This window comes from Paenibacillus sp. F024, assembly GCF_057814255.1.
The window spans coordinates 141,248-160,421 of the sequence record NZ_JBVASZ010000006.1; the positions used below are offsets into that span (position 1 = coordinate 141,248).

The following is a 19,174-nucleotide window of genomic DNA, read 5'->3' on the forward strand; positions in this document are numbered from 1 at the left end:
GGCTTTTCATTTTGTATCATGCAAAGGAAAAGATGATTTTGTAAATCAAGAAGGCCAGCACCATGCTGATCGGGATGGTGATAACCCAAGTCATGACCATCCGGGTGACTGTGCCCCATTTGACATCATGGAATCTTAGGACCGAACCGGTACCGATAATCGATGACGAAATGACATGGGTCGTCGAAAGCGGCATCCCCAGATGGGTCGACGTTTGAATGACAATGGAAGAGTTCAGGTCGGAGGCAAAGCCATTGATCGGCTCGATCTTAAGCAGCTTTTTGCTCACGGTTTTAATAATTTTCCAACCGCCGATCGAGGTTCCAAGTCCCATAGCGGTGGCTGCAGACAGCTTTACCCAGAGCGGAACTTCCAAATCCGACTGGTAACCTAGAGCCACCAAACCGAATACGATAATTCCCATGGCCTTTTGGGCATCGTTTCCTCCATGCGAAAATGACAGCAGACCGGCCGATATAACCTGGAAGCCGCGGAAGGTACGGTTAAGCTTGGAACGTGACTGATTTCCGGTCATCAGTATCAGCTTACGGACAATCCACATAATAATAAATCCGGTAGCAAAGGCGACGATCGGAGATAATACCAGGATCAGCACGATCTGTTGAAATCCGGACCAATTGACTCCGCTGAAGCCCGCTCCTGCGATTACCGCTCCGGCCAACGACCCGATTAGCGTATGGGATGACGATGAGGGTATCCCGTAATACCAAGTCAGCAGGTTCCAGATGATCGCTGACAATAATGCCGCTATAACGACATACATGCCATTTTCGATCGTAGCCGGATTCGCTACGCTTCCGCCTACAGTTTTGGCTACTTCGGATGAAAATAACGCTCCTACAAAGTTTAATACCGCAGCGTAAAGCACTGCAAAGCGCGGCGGGAGTGCCCTGGTAGAAATGGAAGTGGCAATCGCATTAGCCGTGTCATGAAATCCGTTAATGAAATCAAAGATCAATGCCAAGGCTACGATGATGATAAGTATGGTTAACATAATGTCCTCCTAAGCATGCTGGGGTATTCCTGTGTGACCGGTACGACAGTAATTCAGGAATATCTCAACACGACGCTCTCCAGAATGTTGGCTACGTCTTCGCATGCATCGGTCGTCTGCTCCAAACGTTCGTAAAGCTCCTTAAGCTTGAAATCGTGATACGGGTCCTTCGGATTGGTGAAAATTTCACGGATGCCTTCGCGCATCAGGCGGTCAGCTTCATTTTCCAGGCTGTTGATTTGAACGGTGTGTTCCGTGAGCTGCATGTATTTCTTTTTGGAAAGCAGCTTAAACGCATCCAGAATATGCTGGCAGCTTGCGACAATCACGGCCGAGAATTCTTTCATATATTTATCGGACTCGGTGATATTCAAATAATCGAATCGCGCAATGGTAGCCTCTATCCCGTCCATTACGTCATCAACCTTAGCGGCAAGCTCCATAATATCTTCGCGATCTATAGGAGTGATAAACACTTTATTAAGCCCTTTGAAAATTTGATGCGTGATTTGGTCGCCGGCGTTCTCGAGTTCCTTTAGCTGCGGGTAGAAGTTAGCCGGAGGCTGGTCACCCATGACGGCGGTGCGAAACAGTTGTGCCGCTTGCAGTGTATTTTCCGATGCCTTAATCAGCAGGAGAAGAAAATCCGTATCGTTTTTTTTAGAGAAAAGCATTGTTCATTGGCCTCCCAAAATGTTAAATAATAATGAAGATCACAAGGCACATAAAAAATATGTAGAAATGTGGCGTCCGATTTTCACAAAATTAAAAATAACACAATCGGCAGATGGAAAGCAATGAAGATTTCTCGAGTTAGGATATGAAAAGTTTGCTGTAGTTATGTAAGGGTTAACGTGGTGACAAGCACTTGGCCGGCTTGATTTTGCCACGCTGAAGTTGTACAGTGAAATCGAGATGGTATCTGCTGGGGAAAGGAACAGGTCTAATGAAGAAAACGCTCATTAAAAACGGCACTTTTATTACAATGAATGAGGAAGCACCGGTCATTTACGGATTTATGACAATGGAAGGAAATCGCATTACATATATAGGTGGGCAGGCTCCGTCGCCGGAGGCTTCTTTCGATGAGACGATGGATGGAAGCGGGAAGCTGTTCATGCCAGGTTTGGTCAATACGCACGGTCACGCGGCTATGTCGCTGCTGCGGGGATACGGGGACGATTTGGCGCTGCAGGTATGGCTGCAGGAGAAAATGTGGCCTATGGAAGGGAAATTTACCGCTCATGATGTACGGACGGGCACCCGGCTATCTGTATTGGAGATGCTAAAGGGCGGTACGACAACGTTCGTGGACATGTATGACCACATGAATGAAGTGGCGGAGGCTTCGGTTGAAAGCGGTATGCGTGCTTGCCTGACCCGCGGTGTGATCGGTTTGTGCTCCCGTGAGGAGCAGGACGCCAAGCTGGAGGAGGCCATCCAATTCGCCAAGACATGGCACGGACAAGCGGACGGACGAATTACAACGATGATGTCGCCGCATGCCCCTTACACTTGCCCTCCGGACTATATTGAACGAATTGTACAGGCGGCTCACGATTTGAACCTTCCGATCCATGTTCATATGTCGGAAACGGCAAGAGAAGTAGAGGAGAATGTGAAACAGTATGGCGCAAGGCCTGTAGCCCATCTTGAGAAGCTGGGCGTATTCTCGAGACCGACGCTTGTCGCTCATGCGGTACACCTGACAGATGAAGAAATCGCTATATTGAAGAAATATGATGTGCGTGTCTCTCATAATCCAGGGAGCAACTTAAAGCTGGCGAGCGGAGTGGCCCGCGTTCCTGAGCTGCTGAAGGCCGGTGTTATAGTTTCACTGGGTACGGACGGAGCGGCGAGCAATAATAATCTGGATATGTTAGAGGAAATCCGATTAGCCGCATTGATTCATAAAGGGGTCTCAGGCGATCCCGTTGCCGTACCCGCTTGGGAGGCGTTAAAGCTCGGAACGCTGTTCGGCGCTCAATCGATATGGGTTGAGGATGCAGGCGCGCTTAAATCCGGTATGAAGGCGGATTTCATCGCCCTGGATATGCAGCAGCCTCATTATTTTCCGCGTACAAATTTTATTTCTCATGTTGTGTATGCGGCGAGCTCCAGAGACGTTACGGACGTTTGCATCGACGGCCGGTGGGTGGTCAGAAAGAATGAGTGCCTGACGCTGGATGAGGAGAAAATAAAATTTGAAGCGCAGCAATGCTTTGAACGGTTAACGGCCGGTTAATGGAAGACGCATCAAGAGGGAGGAGACTCGGCGGTGAACAAAAGCTGGAAGATCGCCGCAACTGCGCTGCTTGCGGCGGCCGCCCTATGTATCGGGTTGTTCTTTGCTTTTCGTTCAGTGACGGAAGACGCATGGAACGTTCAACGAATGGCGGTTCAAACGGCATACGAGAAGACCATATTGGCTAAAGCCGTAAAAGTGGACCGGTTTGTCGGGGACAAGACCTATACTGTCATTATTGGGGAAGACAAAATTGGACAGCCGGTCTACGTATGGGTAGGCGAAGATGAGATACGCGCCGAAATGGGGGCTGCCGGGTTGAATTCCGAACAGGCCGAAGCTATGGTGACAGCCAAGCATCCTCAGGCGGAAGTGTTGAGAGTACTGCCGGGCATTCAAGACGGACAGCCGGTTTGGGAGGTTTTCTACAAGATGAAACCGGAGGATACTAGCCGGACGCAATATTTTTACGATTATTATACGTTTAAAGACGGACGGCCGTTGGATACATGGCGGTTATCCATACAATAACAGCATGAGATACGATACAGGCCGCGGGGAGTAAGCTGAGAAGCCAACCTTTCCGCGGCCTTGTTTAAACGTGAATTCACGCATTTTCCACACATTGCATCGCCACGAGTAAATATCATGTGATATACTTTCAGTATAGGCATTATGATATACTAATTATTCGGAAGGAGGACGTTGATTCGTGAAACTACGTCTTTTACCTGTTGTATTGAGTGTTCTAGTTTCAGCCTCCTTGTTATTCGGCGGCTATTTCGCATATCAAAGCTACGCTATGGAAAGCCCTCTTGAAAAAGTAGTGTCGGCTATTCCCGGCGTTGAGCTTGGAGCTATAAAATTATCGGGCAATGAAGCGCTGCTGGAGCTTACGGTTGCTCCCGGGACAAGCCTGCGTGAGGTATATCATCGGATTCAAGATGAAGGGCGTTCGACGCTGGGCAGCAGAGAATTGAAACTCAAAGTGGTCAATACTCCGTCCGACCGGTTGGAGCAGTGGTGGTCTTCGGCGCTGTTCGAGGTAGCTCAGGCGATGGAAACGAAGCAGTATGCGCAAATTCCAAAAACGCTTGAGGATCGTACAGCCCAAAGTGAAGGGATCAAAGCATCGACCGAGATGGATGATCAATTTGTATACATTACGATAACGGATGGGAAAGACAGCAAGTATGTAATGCTTCCGAGAACGCCTGCCAAGCTAGGGGTGTGGCCTAATGAGTAAATACGGTAAAGAAATATTGATCGGTGCAATACCAGTTCTCATCGCCTTTTTGTTATTTCTTGGCATAAATCTTATCCCCATCGTATTTATGGCTGCCATTCTAGGAACCTTTGTGTATATGGCGCGGATGCGAAACGGAATGAATGTCGGTGCCGAACGGAAAACCAGGAATAAAGCGCCTAGTTACATGACCTTCGATGATATCGGAGGACAAGACCGGGCCAAGGGGGAGCTCAAGGAGGCTCTCGACTTTCTGATTCGTGCGGAAGATATTCAGAGGCTTGGCATCCGACCGCTGAAAGGCATTTTGCTGACAGGACCCCCGGGAACGGGAAAAACGCTGATGGCCAAAGCGGCGGCGCATTATACCAATTCGGTATTTGTGGCGGCTTCGGGCAGCGAGTTTGTAGAGATGTATGTCGGGGTCGGAGCGAGCCGGATTCGGGACCTGTTTAAAGACGCCAGGAACCGTGCGGCAAAAGAAAATAAAGACAGCGCCATCGTCTTTATCGATGAAATTGATGTAATCGGGGGCAAGCGGGACGGCGGTCAGCATCGGGAATACGACCAGACGTTAAATCAGCTTTTGACCGAGATGGACGGGATTCATACCAGCGATACGCCGCGCGTGCTCATCATGGCCGCGACCAATCGTAAAGAAATGCTTGATCCGGCGCTGCTTCGTCCCGGACGCTTTGACCGGCACATTGAAGTTGATCTGCCTGATAAAAAGGGCCGTCTCCATATATTAAACATCCACGCAAAAAATAAACCACTTTCGGACCATATTGATATGGATCTGATTGCGAGGGAGACCTTTCATTTTTCCGGAGCCCAGCTGGAGAGCGTCATGAACGAAGCGGCCATCTATGCGATGCGGGAAAACGCGGAAAAGATCGGACAGCAGCATCTGTCTTTGGCGGTCGATAAAGTCATGCTCGGGGAGAAAACGGACCGCGAGTCAACCAAAGAGGAGCGGGAGCGTGTAGCGATGCATGAGCTTGGGCATGCGATTGCCGCAGAGCTGGTTCGTCCGGGGTCGGTGTCGCAAGTATCGCTGAGTCCGCGGGGCAAAGCGCTGGGCTTTGTACGGCATAACCCTCAGCAGGATCAGTATCTTTACACCAAAGAACAAATCGAGCACCAAATCATGATTGCGCTTGGGGGCGCGGCTGCAGAAGAAATGTTCTACGGCGGTCGCAGCACAGGATCGCGAAACGACTTTGAGCAGGCGTTGAATATGGTCCGTACGATGATGGACTCCGGGCTCACAAGGCTCGGTATTATCGATCGGAGCATGGTGACCAAGGAAGAGCTGATGAAGGAAAATGCGGCGATTCTGGATCAATTGATGACTGCTACACGCCAAATGCTGGAGCGGCATCGGAAGGTATTCGAGCAATCTCTCGACATTTTGATTGCGGAGGAAGTGCTGTCCGGCAATCAGTTCAGAGAGCTTCTGCAGAGCTCCATAAGCCAGCAAATTGCATAGAATATGGAAGAAATCGATAGACCGAAGGCGGCTCGCCTTCGGTTTTTTTTGTTTTTCTCCGTATTTCAGCTTGTTTCGCCAAAAGTGCAACTTTTTTGTAATTTGATAGTCTAATATATTGGCAGATTTCACCACCGTCTTCCTTTTGCCGTCCGAAAGTTTCACAACCTTTCGGCATTCTACATAGAACCATATTATAAATTGAGGTGCATGATGAAGGTTTTAACTGCCTGGTTCACGATGTTGCTTCTGTCACTTCTTTTGCTGCCCGTGATGGCACTGGCCGCGGCTCAGCCGATCCAATTGTTCATGAACGGCAAGCAGCTGGTACCCGAGGTTGCCCCCCGTATCGTAAACGATAATACGATCGTACCGATCCGTATTATTGCGGAATCGCTCGGCTCCAAGGTTTCATGGGATCGGAAATTACGCAAAGTGTCGGTGGAAAAAGAGGGAACCAGCATCCAGTTGTTTATCGACAAGAAACAAGCGACGGTTGCCGGCAAGTCTTATACTCTGGAGACCGCGCCGACCATCATTGACGGGAACACCATGATTCCTATTCGTTTTGTAAGCGAGAATCTGGGTGTGGAGGTCAAATGGGATGAGCCTACCCGTTCCGTATTCCTGTACGAACAAAAAAGTTCTGAAAGCGATCAGCTTCCTGCAGAAGACGACAAAGCGACGGGAAATCCAAGCAAGCCGGGTAAGGGTACAGCGGCAGGCGGAAATAATTCTGCAAACGATAAGCCCGCTTCTTCAGGCGGGTCGGGCAATCCGGTCAAAGCCGGTGAGCAGCCTGCCAATCCAGGTGGGAACAATCCTGCATTCAGCTGTGCCGCCCCTCAAAACGATAACAGCCAATTGACGTCTGCGGTGGTTAAGAATAATACGTCCGGTACAGGCATAGCCATGGATAAGAATCAAGCTGTGAAGCTGGTCAAGGTCCAAGGTATCGCTTTAGAAGGCGAGATGCTGTGCATTCAAACGACCGGCGGTGCAGTTAAGCCTAGTATGTTCAAGCTATCAGGACCGGACCGGATCGTGATCGATTTACCGGGCGCGGAGCTTGATGCGGACTTGACTGCGCTTGTCAATCAAAACAAGGAAGGCACGATTGCCTTAACTCAACAGCATGAAAATGTCGCGAAAATTCGTTTCTCGCTATTTTCAAACGCCCCGTCTATCGTTAGAATAGTAATAGATTTGCAGAAAAAATCAGAGTTGACTCTATCGAACATGCTGCCAAGCGGATTGATCACCGGCAAGTTCGTCAACGACAAGGGCAAAGATCGTTTCCGGGTGATCATTGATCCCGGACATGGCGGCAAGGACACCGGCGCGATCTCGTACACGAACCGGAGGGAAAAAGATTTTGTGCTTTCTCTGGGAAATAAAGTAGCCAGCCTTCTGCAAAAAGAGCCCCAAATCGAAGTCATTATGACAAGGTCCGACGATACGTTCATAGAACTGGCGGACCGGGTTGCCAAAGCGGAGCAGTCCGAGGCCGATTTGTTCGTCTCGATTCATGCCAATGCGATTAACAAGGAATCCGTTGGCGGAACGGAAACGTTCTACTGGACTCCGCAAAGCTTGAATTTTGCAAATTTGATGCACAGTTCTATTCTTGAAGCAACAGGTTTTCCCGACCGTAAGGTCAAGCAGGAGCGCTTCTATGTGATTCGTAACACCACGATGCCGTCCGTACTTCTGGAAATCGGCTTTTTGTCCAATCCTGCGGAGGAAGCTCTGATGTATCAGGATGCATTCCAAAATCGGGTTGCCGAATCCATCGTTGCTGCTATTAAGAAGCAGTTAAATCTCAGCTAAGGAGTGGGTAACGATGCACAAAAAATGGCAAAAAAGCTTGGCGGCTGCGGCCGTCTTTACCTTGCTGCTTGCGGGCTGCGGACAGAGCAAGCCGCCAGCCGCGCAGAGCCCTGGAGCAACAACACCCCCGGCAAATACGGAGCAGGGATCGCAGCAGGGGACGGGTACGCCGCCTCCGACCACAGCGCCGGCACCAAACCAGGAGCAGAAGAAGGAACTAAAGATAAAGACTTACTACAGTGACGCTAATTTTGAGAAGCTGGTCGAAAAGGATGCGACTATCAGCTATAACCGGGATCAGGACAAGTATAAAGCGGCGCTTGAGCAGCTGAAGACAAGTCCGGATAATCAATCGCTGCCGCTGTTTAAAGGCTTTACGTTTAATACGGTTCATTTATCCAGCGGTCAGCTGACCATCGATTTGTCCATGTCTCCCGAATCGCATTTGGGTTCCGGAGGAGAGGAGATGCTCTTGGATGCTCTGCAAAAGACACTGTTTCAGTTCTCCGAGGTTCAGGCGATTCAGGTCCTGGTAGACGGCAAACAGGTTGAGAGCTTGATGGGCCATATGGATTTGCCGCATCCGATCAAACGCAGCTAAGCCAAGATGATTTGTTCAGAGTTCAAGATATCCGAGGGGAGTTATTAGGTACATGAAGAGCAAGAAACAAAAGCAAGCACGCAGGCTGGCCGCTGCCGTACTGGCACTCTCTCTGACGGTGAGCGGCCCGGCTTTTGCCGAGCAAACGGGGACAGGCTCAAGCGCCACGGGTACAATAGCGAGCTCAACAACAGGGACCGTTCAGCGCTTCTCTGACGTAAGCCCGCAGCATTGGGCCATCAAGCATATTACCAAGCTTGCTGCTATCGGCATTATTCAAGGGTATGAAAGAGCGGAATACCGTCCTGAAAACTCGGTATCCCAGCAGGATGTCATTGTTATGGCAATCCGAATGATGGGGCTGGAGAAGCAGGCCCTCGATAATAAGGTAGAGACGGTACTTCCTGTACAGGTCAGCGATTATGCAAAGCCGTATGTGGCCTTTGCGTTTGACAAAGGGTTGATCCTGACACAAGAGGAGGCGGGAGAAACGGCCTCCAAAACAGCTTGGGGCTCCCGTGACGCTACTCGCGAATGGGTAGCCAAGCTGGTAATTCGTGCGATCGGAAAAGAAGATCTTGCCCGCCAGCTGACGGCTTCGCCGTCCATGTTTACAGATGCCGAAAAGATGTCCTCATGGGCCAATGGGTATATTAATGCCGCAGCGGAGCTCAAGATCGTTCAAGGCTTTGAAGATAACGGATTTCAGCCTCAGGGCAAAGTAACCAGAGCCCAAATGGCTACGTTCTTAAGCCGCGCGGACAAAGAATTGACCACCCGTTCCGACCGGGTGTCGATCGGTTATGTGATGGAGCTGACCGACCGTAAAATCAGCGTGTTGAACAGTCAAGGAACAACGGACAGCTATACCCTTTCGTCGGATACGGTCATCTATAACGCGAAGGACGATTCACGGATTCCTCTGTCGACGATCAAGCTGACGAATGAAGTCTATGTCGTACATAATCAAGGCGGGGCCTTGTATGTTGAGCTGACGAACGATCAGGAGCAAATGGAAACGTACGAGGGTACGCTTGGCCAAGCTTACCTGGATCAAATGATGATTTCTATACAGCAGGGAACTCAAAGCACTTTGTATAAGCTCGCTTCCAACGTGACGGTAACGGATGCATCGGGCCGGGGTCTAAGCCTAGGCTCGATTGAACCGGGGAGCATCCTGCAGTTAAAGCGCAATATGCTGCTGCAGGAAAATGAAATTTCGCAAATCATCGTCAAACAGGTTCCGTTGAGTAAAACCGCGGAAGGTACGGTGCTAAGCATTAATTTGGAGCAAAAGCAGGTAACGTTCCTGGAACAAATTTCGGGACAAAACGAGACCTATCCTTTCCCTACGCTGGCTACGGTTACGCTGCCTGACGGTACGGTTTCCGACCTGTCGAAGCTGCGCGTCGGCGACACGGTTACTTACAATATTAAATCGAACGAGGCGGTTTCCATCGTCATCCGCAAGCAGGCTGATGTTACGCAATCGGTGGAAGGCACGTTGGAAAGTTTAAGCGATGACAAGAAAATTATGACGGTTAAAAAATCCGGAGGCAGCGCTCTCGGCGCTTATTTCATTGCCGACAATGTATTGATATCGATCGACGGCTTGCCGAACGCCAGCCTGTACGATATCGAAACCGGCGATACGCTGAAGCTGGACCTTGTCAACGATAAAGTGGTGAAGGTAACCGTAACAAGCCGTACGGTGAAGCAGTATGTATTTGCTTCCATTGTCGGCTATGATGCCGATAGGAGATTGCTTACCATTGAAGCGGACAACGGAGAATTCGGCGTATTCCGACTGACCGACTCGACGGCCGTACGTATTGGGGACGCTTCGCTTCCGGTTTCCAATTTCCAATCGATGTTCATCGCAAATGGAAACAATAAAAGAAAAATCGACCTGAAGGTATCCAAGGATAAAGTCGTACAGGTTCAAATGACGCAGTATATCGAGGGAACCGTCGCACAGATCAACAGCACAACGAACGAGATGACCATCCGTACGCTGGGAGGACACAATCTGACGTTCAAGGCGTATGCGAGCACCAAAGTGGAGCTGCAGAGTAAACCGAACGGGACGCTGGCGGATTTGAAGGTAGGAGATTCGATCCGCGCGAATATCAACCTCGGGGATCAAACGATCATTTCCGATATTGTGATGAAAAAGGCTGGAGTATATAAGGTGCTTTACACCACACCGGCTACCCGTCAGGTGAATGTGAAGGATGAGAACGGTGCGCTTCTTACCTTTGTAGTAGACAGCAACGATAAGATTAGCAATCCGGGTAAAACAACGCCTGCTTTTGAGGATATCCAGGTAGATGAGTATGTAAAGGCAAGCTTTAACGGCGCGTCGCTGGAGAACATCGGGATTCTGAATACGCTGCGCGGCAAAGTGACGGCTGTAGACGCTTCGCTGGGTACCGTCACGGTACAGGATTTCCAAGGCAACATCCAGGTGCAGCCGCTCGGGTCTCAATTTACGATTAAGCTGAATGGGACCACATCGTCGGCGATTACCTCTTTGAAGCCGGAAGATCGGGTGGAGCTGATTCGTGACGCAAACGATAAAATCACGATTCATGTGGCTGCCGCTTCCAAGCGTATCATTTCATCTTACATGTATACGGTAAATCAGCTGATTCTCAAGCCAACAGCTAACAATGACAAGACGTCATACAGCTTCTTCGCCAAAGCTTACTTGCATAAAGGAAATCAAACCGTAGCTGCCAATGCATTCATGGAGAATGAAGAGGTCACGATTTATGTACTGGACGATAAAATTATTGAGATTGAAAAGCCCTGATTTTTAATATATAAGAAACTTTTATCGCCCGCCTGCCGTCTGTTTAGTAAGGAAACCTTACTGCACAGGCGGTTTTTTTCGTAAAAAGTTCGCATTTTGTCGGTCGGGGTCATTGATTCGTTCTGCTCAATTCGGTAAACTGTAAGAAATGGGCGGAAAGAGGGGCAAGATGATGAAACCAACGAAGACTAGAGTCATCCTTGATCACATTGCCGAAATGTTTCCGGATGCCCATTGTGAGCTTCACCATTCGAATCCATTCGAGCTTACGATTGCCGTTCTTTTGTCTGCTCAATGCACGGACGAAACGGTGAATAAAGTGACCGCCACTTTATTTCAAAAGTACAAGCGTCCAGAGGATTATTTGGCTGTGCCGCTGGAGGAGCTGGAGCAGGACATCCGGCGCATCGGGCTGTACCGGAACAAAGCGAAGAACATTCAAGCGCTATGCGCTCTCCTATTGGACAAGTTTGATGGAGAAGTACCCCGTGAGCATGAGAAGCTTGTCGAGCTGCCCGGTGTCGGGCGAAAAACGGCGAATGTCGTGGTCTCCAACGCCTTCGGCGTGCCTGCGATCGCCGTCGATACTCATGTAGAGCGGGTGTCCAAAAGGTTAGGGCTGGCTGGAGAAAAGGATTCCGTACTCGAAGTTGAGAAAAAGCTAATGAAAAAGGTGCCGCGTGAGGAATGGACACAGACGCACCATCGGCTCATTTTTTTCGGACGTTATCACTGTAAGGCGCAAAATCCGAAATGTGAGCTGTGTCCTTTGCTGGAGCATTGCCGAGAAGGAAAAAAACGTATGAAAACGAACCCGAACAGGAAATCTATACCAAAGGGAAAAACAGTCAAAGTGTAAATGAGAAAGGATCGGATTAAGAATGAAATGCATATCGGTATATACCAATAATTTTGAAGTGTTCTCAGATATTTATGAGAAGGTGCTTCAAACTCCCCTTCAGGAAAATGAAGAAAAGCAGGTGGACGGCGTTACCGTTTCGGAGTCCGGCAGCGTTCCGGAAAATTATTTGAACCGTATGAAGCAGCGTCCCGAAGTTGTGGTCATGAAGGTGAAGGACAAGGATATTACCATTTTGCAGCACCGAGACGTGTTCGAAATTTTTATCCCTGAGACGGAAAATATGGTACACTAAAACCGAAGCAATTCGGTTTTTTTTATTTATTTTCAAACAGAGGATTAGGGGTAGAGAAACGGATGAAAAGCGTAATGACTTCAAGTGAAGCCATATCGGTTCAAGAGCAAGAGGGGAAAAGAAATCTGAACGCAACGATGGAGGAGGCCGTTCGTCACCTTCTGACAAAGGTCGATCAGGCCGGGGACAAGGAGAATGCCCGCAAGCTTACACAGCTGCTGGCAAAATCGGAGAGCGGCCGGCTTCATTTGGCGTTCTGCGGGCATTTTTCGGCGGGGAAATCCAGCTTGATCAACAAGCTGTGCGGACATACGCTGCTGCCTTCCAGTCCGATTCCGACAAGCGCAAATATTGTCAGTATTATAGACGGGGAAGCCGGCGCCCGTGTCATTCATCGGGAGCTGAACGATGGCGAAGGCGGCGCTCCAAAAGTGGAGCAGGTGGCGTTGGAGGATTTGGCGGAGCACTGCCGCAACGGGGAAGCGATCGAAACGGTGGAAATCCGCTACCCCATTCCATTTTTGAAGGGGCAGGCGGCGCTTCTGGATACGCCGGGGATCGACTCCACGGACGATGCGCACCAGCTGGCCACGGAATCGGCGCTGCACTTGGCCGATGTCGTCTTCTATGTGATGGATTATAACCATGTGCAATCGGAAATCAATCTCGCGTTTACGAAAAAGCTGACGGAGTGGGGCAAGCCGCTCTATCTGATCGTGAACATGATTGACAAGCACCGTGAACATGAAGTGCCGTTGGCTGCTTATCAAGCCGGGGTACGCGAGGCGTTCGCGAACTGGGGGGTAACGCCCGCAGGTATCGTTTATACTTCGGTGAAGAAGCCGGATCATCCTGCCAACGAGTGGGGCGAGCTGGAGCGTCTGCTCGGCCGGCTGATCGAGCTCAGAGAGCCTCTGGTGCGGCTCAGTCTCGAGAAGTCGGCGCGCGCATTGGCTGCGGCGCATGCTGCGAAGCTGGCCGAAGCGAATGAGTCGGCCAAGGAGGAGCTGCGCGCCCGGATTGCCGCGGACGAGGGCTACGAGGCTGCGCAGGAGCAATTGCGCGAAGCGAATGCCGAGCTGGAGCGCTTGGCCGCTCTGCCGCAGGAGCTGGTGTCGGCGGTGCGCAAGGACGTGCCGGCGGTACTCGAAGCCGCGAACGTCATTCCTGCCGTGACGCGGGATCTCGCGCAGGTCTATCTCGACAGCCGCCGGCCGGGCTTCAAGGTAGGCTGGCTGGGCTCGGCGGCGAAAACGGCTGCGGAGCGGGAGCAGCGTCTTGCCGCGCTTTATCGCGATTTTGCGGCGCAGGTGGAGACGCAGGTGGAGCGGCACGTTCAGCAGTCGGTCAAGAAGACCTTTGAAGGTCACGGTCTGCCGGCCGATGCGGTGATCGAGTTTGCGGATCGGATCCATGCGCAGATCACGCCCGAATGGCTGGCGGCTCAGGTGAATGAGTCGGCCAGCTTTGGCGGCGAATACACGATGACGTATTCGAAGCAGATTGCGGCGGAGGCGAAGGCGCTCTACCGCAAGCATGCTTTTGCTGCGGCCGAAGAGCTGGCCGACGCCCTTGCGGCGGCGCTGCAGCCGCGCCTTGCGGCGCTGCGCGGGCTGGTCGCCGAGCTGGACGCGCGGCTTGCCGCCTCGCGCGAGCTCGAGCGCTTCGCGCAGGCGGAGGCCGCCTACGGCGAGGCGCTGCTGGCGCAGCTGCCCGCCGCGGCGGCGCCCGCGCTGCCCGCGCCTGCCGCGACGGCTGCGCCACAGGCGCCGCAGGCCGCTGAGCCCGCCGTGCGCGAGCCAAGCGAGTCCCTCGCTTGGCTCGCGCAGCAGGCGGGCCGCGGCCCGGCCGCGGGCGGCGCTGCGCTTGCCGCGGGCGGCCACCGCAGCCGGCTGCGCGAAACGGCAGCGCGGCTGAACGCCGCCACGCAGGAGCTCGACGGCCTGACAGCGCTGCAATCCGTCCGCCGCTCCTTGCAGGAGAAGGCGGAGCGGCTGGCCAACAACCGCTTCACAGTCGCGCTGTTCGGCGCCTTCAGTGCGGGCAAATCGAGCTTCGCCAACGCCTTGATCGGCGAGCGGGTACTGCCGGTTTCACCGAATCCGACGACAGCGGCGATCAACAAGATTATGCCGCCCGATCCGGAAGCCGGCTGGCCGCACGCTACGGCCAAGGTTCGAATGAAAAGCCGTGACAGACTGACGTCCGATTTGCTTTACTCGCTGGAGGTGCTTGGAGTTCCGGCCACTTCGCTGGATAACGCATTGGAGGTCATCCGCCGCTTGAAGGCCGATCAGGTCCCGGGCAAAGGGAAGCCGCACTACGCTTTCCTCAAAGCGGTGGAGAAGGGCTGGGAGGAGATGAGCCCAAGCCTCGGGCAGGAGCTTCGCATTACGGCCGATCAGTTCGGTGCCTATGCGGCTGACGAAGCGCGGTCATGCTTTGTCGATTTGATTGAGCTTTATTATGCCAATCCGCTTACGGAGCAGGGCGTCGTGCTGGTGGATACCCCAGGAGCGGATTCCATCAACGCCCGTCATACTGGAGTAGCCTTTGAATATATCAAGAATGCCGATGCGATTCTTTTTGTGACTTATTATAATCACGCGTTTTCCCATGCGGACAAAGAATTTCTGCTTCAGCTTGGACGGGTGAAGGACAGCTTCGAGATGGACAAAATGTTCTTCATCGTCAATGCCGCCGATCTGGCGTCTTCAGCCGAGGAGCTGGAGGGGGTTGTGAGCCATGTGGAAAGCAACCTGCTGCAGCATGGGATCCGCAATCCCCGGATCTACCCGTTGTCCAGCTACTATGCACTGGAAGGCAAGCTGAGCAAGGAAGATGAAATGGTCAGCCAATCCGGCATCCTTCGCTTCGAGCGGGAGTTTGTGCGCTTTACCTTCGAAGAGCTTATGGAAATGGCGATCCAGGCGGGAGATGCGGAAATTCGCCGTGCGGCCGAGACGCTGCAGCGGTGGATGGATAGCGCAAGGGAGGATGCGGCACAACGACGAGGTCAAGCGGATGCGCTTCGTACATCCGTGGCTGCCGGGGTTTCTCTTTTGGAGAGACAGGACGCAGACGTCGATGCACGGGAGCTGGCAAAGGAAATTCAGGAGCTGCTCTATTACGTCAAGCAGCGGACGCAGTACCGTTTTGGTGAGCTGTTCAATCTGGCGTTCAATCCGTCGGTATTCCGTGAGGACGGCAGAGACATCAAAACGGTGCTTCAATCCGCTTGGGAAGACTTGCGCCGTATGATTTCTTATGACCTGACGCAGGAGGTGCTTGCCACCACGCTGCGCATTGAGAACAAAATCAACAAGCTGTTGAACCAATCGGGCAAAACATGGGTGGAGGCCATTCAGCGAACAGGGATTTCCTCCTTTGACGCCCCGGCCTTTGAACCGAAGAAGCTGCGGACACCGGAGCTGTCGCCGACACTGGAGGCGGAGGATATTCAAATCAAATGGCTGGTGAGCTATTATAAGAACCCTAAGCACTTTTTCGAGGGTGACGGGAAGGCTCAGCTCCGCCGCGAGCTGGAATCCAGATTAAACGGTCCGATGGACCGGTTTGTCGAAGCGCAAACCGCCTTGCTGGCAGCCGCATATGAGGCCCAGCTGCGCAGTGCGACGGCTGAGCTGGCAGACCGCCTGCGCCAAGTGCTGGAGGAGCATGCCTCCGGCTTGATCGAGGCGCTTGAGATGAAGCTCGACCTCAACGAGCTGCAGGCCAAGCACAGCCGGTTACTGAATTGTATTAGTCCATCGGCATAAATGATCGTTTTTTTGGGGGGCTGTCCGTTTCGAGGGCAGCCCTTTTTTACACTAAACGGGTTATTCCATACTCAGAATTTCAAGCTTTGGAGAGTAAAATAACATGCGCCGAAGTCAGCGGAAGATATCCGCCGTTATCCTCCTTTTTTTCTCGTTTCAAAGCGGGATTTAGGGAGTTTTTTTGTTTTCTTGTCTTATATAGGCATGAGCGACATATATATGGTGAAGGTACCAAACCGCAGGGTATGGATTTTCATATTTTGTAAAACCGTCTCAAGGGGGTAAAAGACATTGAAGAACCGCACGAGCGCAATGAGAAAAATGCTGGTTTTCGTTCAATGGTTTACAGCCTTAGCTTTGATTGTAGCCGTCATCACTTCGGGGCGGTGGTTTGTAAAGGCTCATACCGTGGTCTTGTACGATGTATTCTTGGACGACCAATGGGTTGGTACTGTATCCGATACGGATGTCATCCGGCGTTGGAAGGCGGATCGTTATGAGGAAGCGGTGCAGCAGCATGCCTCCGCCTACCGGTTCACGTCCAATTTGGATCGACTTCGTTTTGAAGAGAACACCAAGCCCCCCGCAATGATAGACCATGAGGCGGTCCTGGCCGCGTTGAACGATAAAGTTCTGTTTACTTACTATGCAGTGGCGATTCAAATTGACGGAAAAACGGCGGGGATTGTTCAGGATCCCGAAACGGCAGCCGCTGTACTGGAGCAAGTGAAGGCCCCTTATACCGTACCCGATAAACGGAAGGAGGTAACGGCGCTGTCTTCCGCTCAATCCGAAAGGAAAATGCCTGAGGTAAGGACAACCTCCGATTTTGTGGAAAAGGTGGCGCTGCTGGAGACGGCGGTGTTTCCCGGACAAGTGGAGGCTTACGAGACGGTGCTGAACCGGATTGTGACCGGAGATGTCCAGCCTTTGGAATATACGGTACGGAAGGGAGATTGCATCTCCTGCATCGCGCGGAAATTCGGCATCTCTTCCTATCAGATTCGGCAGAATAATCCCGGGATTAAAAACGATTTGCTCCGGATCGGACAAAAACTGAACTTGACCGTACAGCAGCCATTGCTCTCTGTAGTGACGACAGAAACACGAACGGAACAAGTAAAGGTGCCAAGCGGAGTCAAGTATGAGAAGGACAGCGAATTGAAATCAGGAATAATTCAGCTTGTATCCAGCGGCAAGGCCGGTATAAAGCAGGTATCTTACCAAATCATTCGTGTGAATGGCGAGCTGAAGGAAAAGAAAAAGGTTGGCGAGGTGCTCATTGAGCCCCCTGTGCAAAGCGTTGTTCGTCAAGGAACCAAGGTGATCCCCGGGATGGGAACAGGGAAATTCGCCCTGCCGGTGCTGCGTGGCAAAGTGACCAGTGAATTTGGTCTTCGCTGGGGGAAAAATCACAAAGGCACCGATTTCGTATCCGATGAGCGCGGGATTTTGTCGGCAGACAACGGAAAGGTTGTATTTACCGGCTGGAAATCCGGCTACGGCAACTGCATTATTATTGATCACGGAAACGGCTATGAAACGCTGTATGGGCATCTGAGCAAGCTGGGGGTCCGCTTGAACGAGGTCGTTAAAAAGGGAGAAAAAATCGGTGTGATGGGTAGTACCGGCAACTCTACAGGGGTACATCTGCATTTTGAAATCATCAAAAACGGACATCAGCTAAACCCGATGAAATATTTCAGTTTATAACGATTCGATCCGTGACGGTCCGTCATGGATGCTCCGGTAGGATGGACTTCGACGGTATGGATTTTTCCTCTTGCACTATAGCTCCTCGCTGTTTCCTCTGCGGGCTTTTGTCACCCTCTCAGGTAAAGCCCGATACAAATCGTATAGGATACCCATGAGTTTATGCGGCCGAATGGGGTCCGATACCTGTTTAGACGTCTGCGTAATAAGACGTTTTTTTGACGTGCAGCCCGATGTTAACACTTCCGCAAGTTTGCAAAACTCGGCTTAAACCGCTACTCTAAAAAAGAATGAAGCTTGATTTCAACGAAAGAAATGGGGGAGAGCAGGTGAAATCTTCGCGGTGGTTATGGCGCACGGTCGGGCTGTCAGCGCTATTGTCCACATTGCTGTGCGTGGCCGGGTTCGCGTACGCCGTAAATCAGATTATATTTCCCAAACCCGTTGTTTCGGAAATTCCGGGAGAGGTTTCTCAGCCTGCGGAGCAGCAACCGAAGCAGGATGCCTGGGAAGCCAAAGAGCAGATCCGCATTGTAGCTCTGGGCGATTCGTTGACAGCAGGAACCGGAGATTTGACGGGAAAGGGTTACGTCGGACAAGTCCGGGATCGGCTGGAGGACCAGCTTGGTAAACCGGTATTCGTTTATAATAACTTTGCTATACCCGGATTCCGAACGTATGATCTGTTAAAGGATTGGGACGTCAAAAAAGCGGATATCGAGAAAGCGCTGGGCGACGCGGATCTGGTGCTTTTGACGATCGGGGGCAACGATCTGTTTGAGGGCGGTGATGGGATATTCGATTCCCGGGGCGGACAGGATACCCAAAGCACGGTTGTGCCCCAAGGAGCTGCCGATTCGGCCGAGGGCTCGCAGGGAACAAGCCCGCAGACATCCCAGGGGACACCGGATACGGACGAAGGGTTTAATCCGGCGTCGGCTGCGCAGCGAATTCCGGAAGCGCTGAAGCGTCTGGAGCAAGTGTTCGATCGGGTCAGCAGGGCCAACCCCGGCGCAAGAATCATGTACGTGGGCTTGTACCATCCGTTCCTGGATTTGGATCCGAATCGTGCGGGTGCTACGGTCATACAAGGCTGGAATACGGCCGCCTTCGAATTGGCCGGCCGCTATCCGAATATTACGGTAGTACCTACCTACGATCTGTTCCAGCTGAATCTGAATAAATACTTGTATACCGATCATTTCCATCCGAATCAGTTGGGCTATGAACGGATTGCGCAGCGGATTGTGGAAATTTTGAAATAGGGGCATGAGGGAGGTTGGA

At 51.7% G+C, this 19,174-nt stretch carries 14 protein-coding genes; 12 read left to right on the forward strand and 2 right to left on the reverse strand.

Annotation, left to right across the window (positions count from 1 at the left end; all coding sequences use genetic code 11):
* Window positions 1–16 precede the first annotated feature (16 nt).
* A complete protein-coding gene (locus ACZYR9_RS09160) occupies window positions 17–1,015 on the reverse strand; it encodes an inorganic phosphate transporter (RefSeq protein WP_488978169.1) in 999 nt (332 codons plus the stop codon).
* A gap of 53 nt (window positions 1,016–1,068) precedes the next feature.
* Window positions 1,069–1,689 (reverse strand): DUF47 domain-containing protein, encoded by a 621-nt coding sequence (locus ACZYR9_RS09165; RefSeq protein WP_488978170.1) that lies wholly within the window; start codon window positions 1,687–1,689, stop codon window positions 1,069–1,071.
* 272 nt (window positions 1,690–1,961) lie between these two features.
* Between ACZYR9_RS09165 and ACZYR9_RS09170 the strand changes: the two genes are divergently transcribed.
* From ACZYR9_RS09170 to ACZYR9_RS09225, 12 genes are all read left to right on the forward strand, one after another.
* Entirely contained in the window at window positions 1,962–3,260 is a 1,299-nt protein-coding gene (locus ACZYR9_RS09170) for an amidohydrolase (RefSeq protein WP_488978171.1), read from the forward strand.
* A gap of 33 nt (window positions 3,261–3,293) precedes the next feature.
* Window positions 3,294–3,791: a cell wall elongation regulator TseB-like domain-containing protein gene (locus ACZYR9_RS09175; protein ID WP_488978172.1), complete on the forward strand. Its 498-nt coding sequence runs from the start codon at window positions 3,294–3,296 to the stop codon at window positions 3,789–3,791.
* Between the two features lie 181 nt (window positions 3,792–3,972).
* Complete coding sequence (locus ACZYR9_RS09180; protein ID WP_488978173.1) at window positions 3,973–4,506, forward strand: hypothetical protein; 534 nt, start codon at window positions 3,973–3,975, stop codon at window positions 4,504–4,506.
* Window positions 4,499–5,998, forward strand: coding sequence for an AAA family ATPase (locus ACZYR9_RS09185; RefSeq protein WP_488978174.1), 1,500 nt, complete (start codon window positions 4,499–4,501; stop codon window positions 5,996–5,998). The genes ACZYR9_RS09180 and ACZYR9_RS09185 overlap by 8 nt, the downstream gene beginning before the upstream one ends.
* Before the next feature lie 210 nt (window positions 5,999–6,208).
* On the forward strand, window positions 6,209–7,828 hold the full coding sequence (locus tag ACZYR9_RS09190; protein ID WP_488978175.1) for an N-acetylmuramoyl-L-alanine amidase family protein: 1,620 nt from the start codon (window positions 6,209–6,211) through the stop codon (window positions 7,826–7,828).
* 13 nt (window positions 7,829–7,841) lie between these two features.
* On the forward strand, window positions 7,842–8,429 hold the full coding sequence (locus ACZYR9_RS09195) for a GerMN domain-containing protein (RefSeq protein WP_488978176.1): 588 nt from the start codon (window positions 7,842–7,844) through the stop codon (window positions 8,427–8,429).
* Between the two features lie 52 nt (window positions 8,430–8,481).
* Window positions 8,482–11,244 (forward strand): S-layer homology domain-containing protein, encoded by a 2,763-nt coding sequence (locus tag ACZYR9_RS09200; protein ID WP_488978177.1) that lies wholly within the window; start codon window positions 8,482–8,484, stop codon window positions 11,242–11,244.
* Window positions 11,245–11,416: 172 nt separating this feature from the next.
* Entirely contained in the window at window positions 11,417–12,103 is a 687-nt protein-coding gene (gene nth / locus ACZYR9_RS09205; RefSeq protein WP_488978219.1) for an endonuclease III, read from the forward strand.
* Between the two features lie 22 nt (window positions 12,104–12,125).
* Window positions 12,126–12,398, forward strand: a complete 273-nt coding sequence (locus ACZYR9_RS09210) for an NAD/NADP transhydrogenase alpha subunit (RefSeq protein ID WP_488978178.1) — start codon at window positions 12,126–12,128, stop codon at window positions 12,396–12,398.
* A gap of 62 nt (window positions 12,399–12,460) precedes the next feature.
* A complete protein-coding gene (locus tag ACZYR9_RS09215) occupies window positions 12,461–16,177 on the forward strand; it encodes a dynamin family protein (protein ID WP_488978179.1) in 3,717 nt (1,238 codons plus the stop codon).
* 291 nt (window positions 16,178–16,468) lie between these two features.
* Window positions 16,469–17,890: a peptidoglycan DD-metalloendopeptidase family protein gene (locus ACZYR9_RS09220; RefSeq protein ID WP_488978180.1), complete on the forward strand. Its 1,422-nt coding sequence runs from the start codon at window positions 16,469–16,471 to the stop codon at window positions 17,888–17,890.
* A 329-nt stretch (window positions 17,891–18,219) separates the two neighbouring features.
* Entirely contained in the window at window positions 18,220–19,155 is a 936-nt protein-coding gene (locus tag ACZYR9_RS09225; protein ID WP_488978181.1) for a GDSL-type esterase/lipase family protein, read from the forward strand.
* Window positions 19,156–19,174: the final 19 nt, after the last annotated feature.

Coding starts and splice junctions, on each gene's coding strand:
- ACZYR9_RS09185 (WP_488978174.1), top strand. CDS start 4,499: ATGAGTAAATACGGTAAAGAAATATTGATCGGTGCAATACCAGTTCTC.
- nth (WP_488978219.1), top strand. CDS start 11,417: ATGAAACCAACGAAGACTAGAGTCATCCTTGATCACATTGCCGAAATG.
- ACZYR9_RS09160 (WP_488978169.1), bottom strand. CDS start 1,015: ATGTTAACCATACTTATCATCATCGTAGCCTTGGCATTGATCTTTGAT.
- ACZYR9_RS09215 (WP_488978179.1), top strand. CDS start 12,461: ATGAAAAGCGTAATGACTTCAAGTGAAGCCATATCGGTTCAAGAGCAA.
- ACZYR9_RS09195 (WP_488978176.1), top strand. CDS start 7,842: ATGCACAAAAAATGGCAAAAAAGCTTGGCGGCTGCGGCCGTCTTTACC.
- ACZYR9_RS09200 (WP_488978177.1), top strand. CDS start 8,482: ATGAAGAGCAAGAAACAAAAGCAAGCACGCAGGCTGGCCGCTGCCGTA.
- ACZYR9_RS09170 (WP_488978171.1), top strand. CDS start 1,962: ATGAAGAAAACGCTCATTAAAAACGGCACTTTTATTACAATGAATGAG.
- ACZYR9_RS09165 (WP_488978170.1), bottom strand. CDS start 1,689: ATGCTTTTCTCTAAAAAAAACGATACGGATTTTCTTCTCCTGCTGATT.
- ACZYR9_RS09210 (WP_488978178.1), top strand. CDS start 12,126: ATGAAATGCATATCGGTATATACCAATAATTTTGAAGTGTTCTCAGAT.
- ACZYR9_RS09190 (WP_488978175.1), top strand. CDS start 6,209: ATGATGAAGGTTTTAACTGCCTGGTTCACGATGTTGCTTCTGTCACTT.